Origin of the sequence: Synechococcus elongatus PCC 6301 (assembly GCF_000010065.1) — a bacterium.
Taxonomy (GTDB): Bacteria; Cyanobacteriota; Cyanobacteriia; order Synechococcales; family Synechococcaceae; genus Synechococcus; species Synechococcus elongatus.
On the sequence record NC_006576.1, the window covers coordinates 247,943 to 260,008 of the forward strand.

Here is a 12,066-nt window from a genome sequence, read left to right on the forward strand (position 1 = left end):
TCAGGTTGAGCTGATCTGCGATCGCCCTGCAACCCATCCTGCTTTCAACCGTTCAAGCCCAAGCGATCGGGCTTGAACGGTTACTCTTTTTCAGCAGGTTGACGGACAACTTCCATTCGGTTCCAGCAGGCTACTTTCCAACCTAAATGATGATGTTTTCACCAATGACGAGGGCAGAAGAAGAGACACCAAGCAGGGTCACTAGGGAGACAAAGTCGGGCACTCCACCGAGTCCCGCTACATTGACAGAGACCGTCGTGCCCAAGAAAGACTGACTGTTCAAGCGCAGGACCTGATCCGCAACAGGATTAGAGCCTTGATAGCCCAGACTATCCAACAACCCGCTTAGATCCAGAACATCCTGCTTGGCATTAAAGTCGATGATTAAGTCGCGAGCCTCAGTAACAGCGGTGTAGACAAAGCGGTCCTTGCCGGCTCCACCAGAAAGGACGTCAGAGCCGAGTCCGCCAATCAAGGTGTCATTACCAGCCCTGCCAAACAGGAAGTCATTCCCCCCGAGCCCCGTAATCAAGTCATCTCCCTTGCTGCCTCGGAGGAAGTCGAGTCTGGGGGTTCCAGTGATTGTATTGACTTCATTCTTGAAGCTCAGCGTGGTAGTGACTACCGCACTGGTGTTGGCAAAATCTGCTCCATCGTCGAGGACAAACTCAATCGTGCGACGGCTTACATCCAGATCGGCTGCATTAGAGGTGTTGGTATAGGTGACGGTGCGCAGGACTTTCTCATAATCCGCCACAGTAGCCAGACCCACGAGCAGCAGCACCCCGGTATTGCTGTCATAGCTGGCCTTAATTGCAGTGCCATCCGTGATTGCACTCAAACTTTCAGCAATGCCATCGGGCCGGTTGACCAAGGTCACGGTCGCTGCGGCGAGGGTTGGAGAGTTGAGATCGGTAATGGTGAGTCCTGAACCCACAACTGAGACTGGCGTACCAGTAAAGACAGCGCCAAAGTTCAGCTCTGGTGATGTGGTGCCATCCAAATCAAGCACCGGTGCTGCGTTGCCAAACACCACATAGCTCTGACCAGATTGACTACCATTGGGGTCGGCAGTTGGAGCACCAATGAGCAGATCATCGATACCATCGCCATTCACATCCCCCGCACCACTCACCGAAGAGCCGAAACCGTCGCCTGCAGTAATGCCATTGATGGCAAAACCATTGACGCCATTCAAGTCAGAGAGATTCAGCTCAGCTGCAAAGCCCCCCTTCTTGCCAAAGACTACATAGCTCTGACCAGAAAAGTTGCCATTTGGGTCTGCATTAGATGCCCCAATGATCAGGTCATCAATCCCATCACCGTTCACATCCCCTGCACCACTCACTGAACGGCCAGATTCGTCGCCTGCAGTAATGCCATTGATGGCAAAACCATTGCGACCATTGAGCGCGGAAAGATTCAGGTCAGCACTGAAGCCCTGATCTGAGCCAAAGACCACATAAGTCTGGCCAGCGTTAGTAGCGTTAGTATTGCTATGGGGAGAGGCACCAAGAGCCCCAATAATTAGGTCATTAATTCCATCACCGTTCACATCCCCAGCACCACTCACCGAAAAGCCGGATTGATCATTTACAGCAATGCCATTAATGCGGAAGCCATTGCTGCCATCTAAATCAGCGAGATTGAGCTCAGTATCAAAGTCATCTGTCTTGCCGAAGACTACATAGCTCTGACCAGAATAATTGCCATTGGGGTCGGCAAGAAACGCTCCAATGATCAGGTCATCAATCCCATCACCATTCACATCCCCAGCACCACTCACCGAAAAGCCGGATTGATCATTTACAGCAATGCCATTAATGCGGAAGCCATTTGTGCCATTCAAATCCGCAAGATTTAGGTCAGCACTAAAGCCCTGATCTGAACCAAAGACAACATAGCTCTGGCCAGAACGAGCTCCATTTGGGTCGGCAAGAGACGCTCCAATGATCAGGTCATCAATCCCATCCCCGTTCACATCTCCAGCACTACTCACCGAAAAGCCGGAGAAGTCATCCGCAGCAATGCCATTGATGGCAAAGCCATTACTCCCATCCAGACTCGAGAGATTTAGGTCAGCACTAAAGCCCTGATCTGAACCAAAGACGACATAGCTCTGACCAGAAAGATTCCCATTGGGGTCGGCACCAAAAGCTCCAATGATCAGGTCATCAACGCCATCACCGTTCACATCCCCGGCACCGCTCACTGAACGCCCAGAGTAGTCATACGCAGCAATACCATTGATGGCAAAGCCATTACTCCCATCCAGACTCGAGAGATTTAGGTCAGCACTAAAGCCCTGATCTGAGCCAAAGACCACATAGCTCTGACCAGCACTATTAGTGCCATTTGGGTCGGCATCGCGTGCCCCAATGATCAGGTCATCAATCCCGTCCCCATTCACATCCCCAGCATTACTGACCGAACTGCCGGAGAAGTCATTCGCTGCAATGCCAGTGATGCGGAAGCCATTACCGCCATCCAGACTGGAGAGACTGACGCTTGCCTTATCCGCCAAGGGGAGCCTTAGAACCGTCACGCTGGTGGTGACTACTGCACTAGTGTTGGCAAAGTCTGCTCCATCGTCGAGGACAAACCCAATCGTGCGATGGCTCACATCCAGATCAGCCGCATTCGAGGTGTTGGTATAGGTGACGCTACGCAGGACTTGCTGATAGTCCTCTACTGAGGCTAGACCTGAGAGCAACAGCACCCCGGTATTGCTGTCATAAGTCGCTGTAATTGAAGTACCTGTGGTTGTGGCACTCAAGCTTTCAGCAATGCCATCCGGTCGGTTGACCAAGGTTACGGTCGCTGCGGAGAGTGTCGGGGAGTTTAGATCAGTGATGGTGAGCCCTGAACCCACGACTGAGACTGATGTACCGGTGAAGACAGCGCCAAAGTTTAGTTCTGCTGATGCAGCGCCATCCAAATCAAGCACCGGAGCAGCGTTGCCAAAGACCACATAGCTCTGGCCGGCATTGGTATTGCCATTGGGGTCGGCATAGTTAGCTCCAATGAGGAGGTCATCAACCCCATCCCCATTCACATCCCCGGCATTGCTGACGGAGGTACCGGAGTTGTCCCCTGCCGCAATGCCATTAATGCGGAAGCCATTATTGCCATTCAGCGCGGAGAGATTTAGGTCAGCACTAAAGCCCCCCTTCTTGCCAAAGACCACATAGCTCTGACCAGAAGCCCCGCCATTGGGGTCGGCATTTCGTGCTCCAATGATCAGGTCATCAATCCCATCCCCGTTCACATCCCCAGCACCATTGACAGAAAAGCCGGAGAGGTCAAACGCCGCAATGCCATTGATGGCAAAGCCATTGCTGCCATCCAAATCCGCAAGATTCAGATCAGCACTGAAGCCCTGATCTGAGCCAAAGACCACATAGCTCTGACCGGCACTATTAGTGCCATTTGGGTCAGCACCAAAAGCCCCAATGATCAGGTCATCAATGCCGTCCCCATTCACATCCCCAGCACCACTGACAGAAAAGCCGGAACGGTCATAAGCTGTAATGCCATTGATGGCAAAGCCATTGCTGCCATTCAAATCTGCAAGATTCAGGGCAGCACTAAAGCCCTGATCTGAGCCAAAGACCACATAGCTCTGGCCAGAAGCACTGCCATTGGGGTCGGCACCACTTGCCCCAATGATGAAGTCATCAAAGCCATCCCCGTTCACATCCCCAGCACCACTGACAGAACGGCCGGAGTAGTCACTCGCAGTAATGCCATTGCTGGCAAAGCCATTGCTGCCATTCAAATCTGCAAGATTCAGGGCAGCACTAAAGCCCTGATCTGAGCCAAAGACCACATAGCTCTGACCAGACAGATTTCCATTAGGGTCAGCAAAATAAGCCCCAATGATCAGGTCATCAATCCCATCCCCATTCACATCCCCGGCACTACTGACTGAAAAGCCAGATTGGTCATACGCCGCAATGCCATTGATGCGGAAGCCATTGCTGCCATTGAGAGTGGAGAGATTCAGGGCAGCACTAAAGCCCTGATCTGAACCAAAGACTACATAGCTCTGACCAGACAGATTTCCATTAGGGTCGGCATAATTAGCCCCAACAATCAGGTCAGCAATGCCATCCCCATTCACATCCCCCGCATTACTCACAGAAATGCCAGAGCGGTCATCTGCCGCAATGCCATTGATGCGGAAGCCATTGCTGCCATCCAAATCCGCAAGGTTCAGATCAGCACTGAAGCCCTGATCTGAGCCAAAGACCACATAGCTCTGACCTGAATAGCCGCCATTGGGGTCGGCATAGTTAGCTCCAATGATGAGGTCATCAATACCATCGCCATTCACATCCCCAGCACCACTGACAGAACGGCCAGAGTAGTCATACGCCGCAATGCCATTGATGCGGAAGCCATTGCTGCCATTGAGAGTGGAGAGATTTAGAGAAGCCTTGGCCATGACCACACCAACGGGGAAAAGAACAGAATCGACAACAGGTTTGGTTTATAGAGGGATTCAGACCGGTTTAGCCCGATTCTTGGACTCGAATCATCCGCCGAATTTCATCAGTCTTGAAGCCAATCGCCATGGGTCTGCGTACCTGTGGCAACACCTGCACGTCATAGAGCTCTTTCACCACTCCTTCTATCCGCAGCTGATGCACCACATCCCCACTGCGTAAATCAATCACCGCTATCCCACAGCGCGGTTGCGCCGTGCTTTTGACTCAGCGTTTCGGTCAGCGGCAAATCACTAAACGTTTTGTTGTGCCGTGCTTGCGATAAACCAACAATCGCAAAGTCCCCATGAAAGGCTAAGCCCCGTAAATACCCCGCACAAAAAGCCACCGGCTCAAACTTGCCTTGCTCGAGATCAACAAAGCCAAACTCTCCAGTGCCTGAGTTTAAGAGCCAAAGCTTGTCTTGATACCAGCGCGGTGAATGGGGCATCGTCAGTCCTGTGAGTAGGACTTCATTGCTGTCGATATCAATGACACAACCCCCACCCAAGCGATGCTCTCGCCAACCATCGGCCACATCCGATTGACTCACTACCGTCACGTAGCGCGGTTGTCCATCTCGGAATGCTAGGCCATTCAAATGGCAGCGGTCTTCTGCGGCTAGCTTGCTAATAAACGGTGGCTGCCACAGCGGTTGAAAGCTATGGCTCTCACTCATCACACTCAGGCAACTAAACGGCGTGTTGACTCCCACGATCTGTTCAGCACTACTGCTAAAGCTTCCTTCTCGTAGACCAATGTCATGGAGGTCTAGGTCTCCGGTGACATAGCTCAGCTGGGGAATGTAGAGCGCGTCATAGCCGTTATGAGTCTCCCCTGGGCTGAGAACGTTCTCGAAGCGCCAGAGTTGATAGAGAGTACTCAGATACAGACTCGACCCTTGAGCGTAAAGCCCCATGCAGCGCTCAAAGGTTCGCTCAAAAACTGACAGCTCTCCGTTCGGCTGCAGGCCAATGAAAAATAGCTTGCCCGCTTGATAAGTCGAGAAGGTCAGACTCAAATGTTGCTCATACAGCCAAGCCGTAAACTGTCGTGAGGCGTTCAGCTCTAAGCTCGGTTGCTCAGCGCGATCGCTGCTGGGAATGCTCATCGCTACTGTTTATTTGGCTCGCTTCAGTCCAAGGGACTCGGGGGAGATCAGAACACCCCTGCGGATTGCAATCTTGACCAGTGCCACTCAATCTTTACTGACTAGTATTGATTGAACGCTCGAATGATTACATTGGCGACATTAGTCTATACGCCTGATTACTGATTGTGAAGACTGTTCTACACATTAAAACAAGTAGCAGCTCAACTTGTCCTAGTTAGCCCTGACCTCAGGATCAACGCCAATCAGTACAGCCAGAAACACCTTAATTAATTCGAAAGATTTGATATCAGAGCTGCAATGCCTCAAAGCGCGATCGCCAGTCCTCTAAATCAGTCCAGAGCGCCCGACCATCCCAGTGACTAACGGGGCGAAAACTGAGGCTATTGCTGAGGGCGATTGCTTCAACCTGATTCCGTTGTGACCAAGCGATTGAGGTTTCCTTTGCCCAGCCGGTTGCGAGCAAGCGCTGGCGCACAATCCCAGGCAGGGCTCCGTCACTGAGAGGTGGAGTCCACCAATCATCGTTGAGGCGGAAGAAGATATTGGCTGCTGCTGCTTCGCTGAGGCGATCGCTCGGGGTCAACAACAGCGCTTCATCGGCTTGCCGCTGTTCCGCCTCCTGTCGTGCCAAGACATTTTCTAGGTAGCTCAGCGTTTTGAAGCGCGACAGAATCGATTCAGGACACCGACGCACAGTTTGAGCCGTAATCAAGCGCAACGGCTGAAATTGAGGCTGACTCAAGCTCGGTACAATCACCAGCAGCGGCTGCAGCGGTTCCGGCGATTGTAGGCCGCGCTGCCCACAGCCACGGGTCAGAGTCACTCGAAGCGCTCCCGTTTCGAGCTCGTTGTGATCAACCGTTGCTTGCAACAGGTCAATGTTTGCATTCGGCGGCAGCGGAATCCGCAACTGCTGGGCACTACTTGTCAGGCGCTGCCAATGTTGCTCAGCCAGACGAACCTTCCCCTGCCAGACCAGCAAGGTTTCAAACAAGCCATCCCCCAAGCTAAATCCGCGATCGGTGACGGCGATCGTCAGATCTTCCGTTGGGATCCACTGACCGTTGCAGTAGCCAATCATGAGGGCTGGAGCGATCGCAACAGGGGTTGCACCTTGACCTGCATCTCAGCGCATTCGTCTAGCGGATCGGAGTCAGCGACGATGCCGCAACCGGCTTGAGCAAGGACTTGGCCTTGGCTGATTTGCAGCGTCCGAATCAAAATGCTGGCATCTAAGCTGCCGTCAAAGCCCAGCCAAAAGAGACTGCCACAGTAGGCTTGGCGGGGAATCGGTTCAAGCTCGTGAATAATTTCCATCGAGCGGATTTTAGGCGCTCCCGTAATCGATCCGCCCGGGAACGTTGCCCGCAGTAAATCCACCGCCGTCAAGCCCGATCGCAGTTGACCAATCACCTGCGAGGTGAGGTGATGGACGTGCTCGTAGCTTTCCAATTGGCAGAGTTGGGGCACCTGAATCGAGCGGGGACGACGAACGCGACCCAAGTCGTTGCGCAGGAGGTCGACGATCATTACGTTTTCTGCCCGATCCTTCTCACTGGCCTGCAACTCCGTCGCTAACTGGCGATCGTGAGCCGGATCGGCACTACGAGGACGAGTTCCCTTAATCGGGCGCGTTTCTACCCAGCCATCGCGGTCGAGGCGCAGAAAACGCTCCGGCGACACCGAGAGCAACTGAAAATCGCCCCCTGCGAAGTAGGCCGAAAAAGGTTCGGGGCTGAGCTGATAGAGCCGTCGATAGAGTTGCCAAGGGCTCAGATCCTTTGGCTGACTGGCGCGAAAAGCCGTGGTTAAGTTGGCCTGAAAAATATCGCCAGCGCGAATGTGGCATTTGACCTGATCCACAGCCTGACAAAAGTCAGCTTCAGTTTGCAGGGCTTGCCAATCAGCCTGAGGCTGCCAATCAGGAGACTGTGAAGGTAGAGCTGACTGCAGGCGATCGCAGACCCATTGCAGTCGTTGTTCCGCCCGTTGCTGGCGATCGCGCGGATCCTGCAGCGGCAATCCCGAGGAGAAAATCCAGGTGCGCCGTTGCTGGCGATCGCAGGCAACCACCAAGTCATAGAGGCTCAACGACCAGAGCGGCAGTCGAGGTTCAACCGGTTTCGGTGTCGGGAGCCGCTCCAGCCAAGCCCCACATTCATAGGACAGAAATCCGCAGATACCGCTCTGAAATGGAGGCAGGTCAGAGTCAGAATTCGTCTGCCAATCTACTGTGGCCAGTGACGTTGCCAAAGCCTGGAAAGGATCAGCCTCAGTTACCAAGCGATCGCCTCGCTGGGTGGCATAGGGCGACAGACAGAGGTAGGCGTAACGGCTTTCGGGCGTTGCTGGCTCCCCCAGATCGAGCAGGACTGCATGGGGATCTTGAGCGAAGGGCGCAAAGGCCTGCTGCGGATCGCACCAAGCAATTTCCCGCACCAAGGGTTGCACGACTCGACGGGCGATCGCGGTCATGGTTGGAGGCTAACGAGCGATCGCCCGATCGCGGTAGCCCATTCGGGATAGCCGGCTTCAATCAAGGCGCGATCGCGAATCCGGCAGGAATCACAACGGCCACAGGCTTCTGCACCACCGGCGTAGCAAGACCAAGTGGCTGGAATCGGCACGCCCAGCACCACGGCCCGCCGCACGATATCGACTTTGTGATCGTGAATCAACGGCGCAACCAGTTGCGGGGCTTGACCTTCGACGCCCACTTTGGAGGAGAGACTCGCCAGTTGCTGAAAAGCAGCCAAATAGTCGGGACGACAGTCGGGATAGCCACTGTAATCCACCGCATTGATGCCGAGATAGATAGCGCTGGCCTGCTGCGCTTCTGCGAGCGAGAGTGCTAAGGCAATGAAGACCGTATTGCGCCCCGGCACGTAGGTTGACGGAATCTCACCGGCGACGACCCCGGACCCTGGCAGGGGTTCCGCCGCATCCGTCAGGGAAGAGCCGCCCCACTGGGCAATGTTGACATCGACAAAAAAGTGCTGATTGATCCCTAGAGCAGCCGCCACCGATCGCGCCGCTTCCAATTCCCGCACATGGCGCTGACCATAGCGAAACGAGAGGGCGATCGCTTCATAGCCATCAGCGATCGCCTGAGCCGCAGCGGTGGCAGAATCTAGCCCACCGGACAGCAACACTACAGCCTTGGCCATCAGCGCACTCCTAGAAACTTGTGCGTCTGCAAACTGACGCGCCAGCGGGGATGTTGCCGCACGTAATTGACGACGCGATCGCAACTTTCGGGGCTATTCCACTCGGGCTGCAGGAGTTTCAGGGTCGTCTCCGGCACCGCGATCGCCTCTTGCTCAGCAAAATCGAAGTCGGCATCTGTCTGAATCACGACTTTCAGTTCATTCGCCCAGTTGTAATTCGCCGCCACCACCGCTTTGAAAGGCTTGGGCGAGAGTGTCACCCAGTCGAAAGAGCCACTGGGAGAAGCACTGCCAGAAGTTTCCAAGTGGCAACGTAGACCCTGCGATCGCAGAGCATTCGTCAGCTCTGTCAGATCATGCAACAGCGGTTCCCCGCCGGTGATCACGACAAATTGGGGCTGAGCAGCAACTGCGGCTTCCACTAGATCGGCGATCGCAACTTCGGGATGGCGATCGCGCGGCCAAGACTGCTTGGTATCACACCAAGGGCAGCCGACATCACAGCCCGCGAGTCTAATGAAAAAAGCACTACAGCCCATCCAAGCGCCTTCCCCTTGCACCGAATGGAAGGTCTCGACGATCGGGAGTGTGGCAGCGGCGATCGAGGTCAGAGCGGACATGGGGTTAGGGGCGCAGACCCAGCCAAGTGATCAGGTCTTGGTGGGTAAAAAATTCCAGCAGCAGTAGAGCTACAAAGCCAACCATGGCAAAGCGGCCATTGATCCGCTCGGCATAGGCGCTCCAGCCGAAGGCCGGATCAGGTTCGGGCAGATTGTCGCGTTTGGCCGAATTGCCAGACATGGGGAAACCGTTGAGCGTTATCTTTTTTCGAGTCTAACGGCTGGCGAGAAGCCGCGCTTTGGCGCAGCGATCGCGGACTTTTATCGCCGCTACTATCAAGCTGGTTGGGCGATCGCTCCCGTGGGTCAGACTGCTCTTGCCAGTACGGCGTAAAAGGGATCTTGTCCTAGCCCCAACCACTGCTGCCAGCCCAGAGCGGGTGAGACTTCTGCAATCACTTCCGGTTCACTAAATCCAGCCGTCTGCGAATGTAGTGCTGCACCAAAGCCAAACGCTGGGCATCACTGCCGTCGCGCCAAGCCGCGATCGCTTTGGAGTAGAAGAGGCGATTGGAGAAGCTGATAATTAGCTGCCCGCCCGGACGGAGGACACGTCTTACCTCTGCCAACACCTGTTCGGGCTGCTGCAGATACTGCACTGAGACTGCGATCAAGACAGCATCAAAGCTACTGTCCAGCTCGGGGAGTGCGGACTGTTGATTGAGGTTCTGAACAAACCAGCGATCGCAGCGGGGATTGCGGTCGAGTTCCTGGGCATTGAGACCGTGGCCAACCACCGTCGCGAAGAGCATTTCCTCCGGCAGATGCGAGACCCAACTACTCATCAGATCCAGCACCTGACTGTTGGGCTGCAGGCGTTCGCGATAGAGCTGCGTTAAGCGCTTCAGGAAGGCGTCATCCACGTGGGTGACAAAGCGCGGCTGTTCGTAGAACAGGGCATCATCACTGCCATCGAGTTTGCTGCGCTGTTCGGCTGTCAGCCAAGGTCCAACAACAGCCATCTTTAGCGGACGTACCAGTAGTAAGTCGCCATCGGAATCACAGTCGCCAGCACCAGCGATACGATCACCACAACCGTTGAGTTGCCACGGCTTTCTTCCGTTTCTTCAGCACTCGCGAAGGTGCCTTCAACCCGGGTGGTGTCAATCACGACGGGCGGGCCCGGATCCGGTTCGCCGGAAAGCACTGCCACGAGGCGATCGCTGGCATCTAGAATTGCCTGATTGTACTTATTGCCCTGACGCAGCGGTACCTGCATCGTTTCGTCGATCACGCTGGTGGCAATCGCAGGGGTGAGCCGTTCAGCCGCCACCTCACCGACCCGGATGCCAATCGTGTTGGTAATCGTATCGAGGGCGATCAGCACCTGATTGGCCTGGGCTTCCGCATCGGGATACCAACGTTTGAAAAGTTGGTCGACAAAGCTATCGATCGTTTCGCCGTAGTCCAAGCGACGCAGGGTCACAAATCGCACCTCGATCCCAGTTTTCTGGGACAGTGGCTGCAGTTCACCCGTCAGCTGACTTTCATTGATTCGGCTCAAGGACTGGGCTTCATCGACAATCCAAGTGTTGCTACCCGCAGGGACCAAGGGTAAGTCCACCGCACCCGTTGCCCATGCCGGTGCCATGGGTAGAACCAAACCTGCGATCGCAATCGCAGTACAGAAGCACAGCTTGAGAAGCCTTGCGCAGCGAACCCAAAGTGAAGTCATAGCAGCGGACAGTCAGTAGCCGCTTTTTATCGTGACATACCGCTGTCGATTGCTTGAGGCAGCGACTGTGCCGCTGGAATTTTTGGGAAGGAGCCGCGATCGCCTTAATTCGATTTGGTCTGAGTGGTGACAGATCGGGTGGATAGCTGCAATCACGGGCTACCCCTAACAGGCGCAGTCCAGCCGTTATTGGCGATCCCTACATACGACTCTGGCTTGGATAGGGCACTTCGAATTAGTGGGTCGACTCAGCCTGCGCGCCTTGAGTTTGCTGTTCTAGCCTCTGCTCCATCTCCATTTCCCGTGCCAGAAAAAAATTGAGAAAGGTTCGGATCAGTGCTACCGCCCCCAGTTGAAGCAGCGATCGTGTGCTGGGCGATGTGGTGGTCGCCACAATATCGGCGCCGAGTTGAAACTCCAAGGCCAAGGAAAGCCAGCCGCCAAAAGTCAGGCGAATCCTGGTGAATGGGGGTTCATTACGCCAAAACTGTCTGCGGAGCAGACCGCTAAGCCGGAGCGTTGACAGCAGTCCAGCCACCACACAAAGCACAGACAGGCTCTCGAGGCAGAGGCGAATGCCCATTGCCAAGACAGCAAGGCCATATTCAAAAGGGGCAAGCTCGGGCATGTTCAAGCTCCTGTTGTTGCGATCGCACGATAAGGCAACTCTCAGAAGCTGTCTGGCCCCACCCTCTACTGACCTCTAATCAGGCTAGAGATACAACTCAGCGAGGCACGGTTGGCAAAATCCTGTTGGAGCTTCTGGTTGTTCTCCAAGCGGACTAAGTAGGCATTGCCACGAGTCTTAAGCTCGTTCAGCATGCACTGACAAATCGGTTTGGCAAACTGCGATGGTGCCCCTCTGGTTTTGGCAGTTTCTTGGCAAACCTGCAGGAAGTTGGCCTGCTTATCGGCTGGGATGTCGTCTTGGGCGGTCACTGGAGCAGCGAACCCAAGGGCGATCGCAACAATTGGCAGCAGTTTCATCGAGTCTTCCAGAAGG

Annotated in this window: 12 protein-coding genes; all 12 read right to left on the minus strand. The window is 54.7% G+C overall.

What is annotated here, in order from left to right:
• Positions 1-142 precede the first annotated feature (142 nt).
• The 12 genes from SYC_RS01125 to SYC_RS01175 all read right to left on the minus strand — a co-directional run bounded on the left by SYC_RS01125 (position 143) and on the right by SYC_RS01175 (position 12,050).
• Positions 143-4,447 (minus strand): beta strand repeat-containing protein, encoded by a 4,305-nt coding sequence (locus tag SYC_RS01125; RefSeq protein WP_041676900.1) that lies wholly within the window; start codon positions 4,445-4,447, stop codon positions 143-145.
• Positions 4,448-4,514: 67 nt separating this feature from the next.
• Positions 4,515-4,679 (minus strand): DUF4915 domain-containing protein, encoded by a 165-nt coding sequence (locus SYC_RS14080; RefSeq protein WP_011242531.1) that lies wholly within the window; start codon positions 4,677-4,679, stop codon positions 4,515-4,517.
• Positions 4,672-5,598 (minus strand): TIGR03032 family protein, encoded by a 927-nt coding sequence (locus SYC_RS01130; protein WP_011242532.1) that lies wholly within the window; start codon positions 5,596-5,598, stop codon positions 4,672-4,674. The genes SYC_RS14080 and SYC_RS01130 overlap by 8 nt, the downstream gene beginning before the upstream one ends.
• Before the next feature lie 289 nt (positions 5,599-5,887).
• Positions 5,888-6,682, minus strand: a complete 795-nt coding sequence (locus tag SYC_RS01135) for an aminotransferase class IV (RefSeq protein WP_011242533.1) — start codon at positions 6,680-6,682, stop codon at positions 5,888-5,890.
• Entirely contained in the window at positions 6,679-8,076 is a 1,398-nt protein-coding gene (gene pabB / locus SYC_RS01140) for an aminodeoxychorismate synthase component I (protein ID WP_011242534.1), read from the minus strand. Before pabB ends, SYC_RS01135 begins: the two co-directional genes overlap by 4 nt.
• Positions 8,073-8,768, minus strand: coding sequence for a 7-cyano-7-deazaguanine synthase QueC (queC, locus tag SYC_RS01145; protein WP_011242535.1), 696 nt, complete (start codon positions 8,766-8,768; stop codon positions 8,073-8,075). Before queC ends, pabB begins: the two co-directional genes overlap by 4 nt.
• The gene (locus tag SYC_RS01150; RefSeq protein ID WP_011242536.1) at positions 8,768-9,388 is read right to left on the minus strand and encodes a 7-carboxy-7-deazaguanine synthase QueE; all 621 of its coding nucleotides are present in this window, start codon (positions 9,386-9,388) and stop codon (positions 8,768-8,770) included. The genes queC and SYC_RS01150 overlap by 1 nt, the downstream gene beginning before the upstream one ends.
• A gap of 4 nt (positions 9,389-9,392) precedes the next feature.
• Positions 9,393-9,569 (minus strand): chlorophyll a/b-binding protein, encoded by a 177-nt coding sequence (locus SYC_RS01155; RefSeq protein WP_011242537.1) that lies wholly within the window; start codon positions 9,567-9,569, stop codon positions 9,393-9,395.
• Between the two features lie 214 nt (positions 9,570-9,783).
• Positions 9,784-10,350: a class I SAM-dependent methyltransferase gene (locus SYC_RS01160; RefSeq protein WP_011242538.1), complete on the minus strand. Its 567-nt coding sequence runs from the start codon at positions 10,348-10,350 to the stop codon at positions 9,784-9,786.
• Positions 10,351-10,352: 2 nt separating this feature from the next.
• Complete coding sequence (gene psb32 / locus SYC_RS01165; RefSeq protein ID WP_234701787.1) at positions 10,353-11,063, minus strand: photosystem II repair protein Psb32; 711 nt, start codon at positions 11,061-11,063, stop codon at positions 10,353-10,355.
• A 235-nt stretch (positions 11,064-11,298) separates the two neighbouring features.
• Positions 11,299-11,691 (minus strand): DUF1622 domain-containing protein, encoded by a 393-nt coding sequence (locus SYC_RS01170; protein ID WP_011242540.1) that lies wholly within the window; start codon positions 11,689-11,691, stop codon positions 11,299-11,301.
• A 65-nt stretch (positions 11,692-11,756) separates the two neighbouring features.
• Positions 11,757-12,050 (minus strand): hypothetical protein, encoded by a 294-nt coding sequence (locus SYC_RS01175; protein WP_011377987.1) that lies wholly within the window; start codon positions 12,048-12,050, stop codon positions 11,757-11,759.
• Between the last annotated feature and the right edge of the window lie 16 nt (positions 12,051-12,066).

Coding starts and splice junctions, on each gene's coding strand:
- SYC_RS01125 (WP_041676900.1), bottom strand. CDS start 4,447: ATGGCCAAGGCTTCTCTAAATCTCTCCACTCTCAATGGCAGCAATGGC.
- SYC_RS01130 (WP_011242532.1), bottom strand. CDS start 5,598: ATGAGCATTCCCAGCAGCGATCGCGCTGAGCAACCGAGCTTAGAGCTG.
- SYC_RS01135 (WP_011242533.1), bottom strand. CDS start 6,682: ATGATTGGCTACTGCAACGGTCAGTGGATCCCAACGGAAGATCTGACG.
- pabB (WP_011242534.1), bottom strand. CDS start 8,076: ATGACCGCGATCGCCCGTCGAGTCGTGCAACCCTTGGTGCGGGAAATT.
- queC (WP_011242535.1), bottom strand. CDS start 8,768: ATGGCCAAGGCTGTAGTGTTGCTGTCCGGTGGGCTAGATTCTGCCACC.
- SYC_RS01150 (WP_011242536.1), bottom strand. CDS start 9,388: ATGTCCGCTCTGACCTCGATCGCCGCTGCCACACTCCCGATCGTCGAG.
- SYC_RS01155 (WP_011242537.1), bottom strand. CDS start 9,569: ATGTCTGGCAATTCGGCCAAACGCGACAATCTGCCCGAACCTGATCCG.
- SYC_RS01160 (WP_011242538.1), bottom strand. CDS start 10,350: ATGGCTGTTGTTGGACCTTGGCTGACAGCCGAACAGCGCAGCAAACTC.
- psb32 (WP_234701787.1), bottom strand. CDS start 11,063: ATGACTTCACTTTGGGTTCGCTGCGCAAGGCTTCTCAAGCTGTGCTTC.
- SYC_RS01170 (WP_011242540.1), bottom strand. CDS start 11,691: ATGCCCGAGCTTGCCCCTTTTGAATATGGCCTTGCTGTCTTGGCAATG.
- SYC_RS01175 (WP_011377987.1), bottom strand. CDS start 12,050: ATGAAACTGCTGCCAATTGTTGCGATCGCCCTTGGGTTCGCTGCTCCA.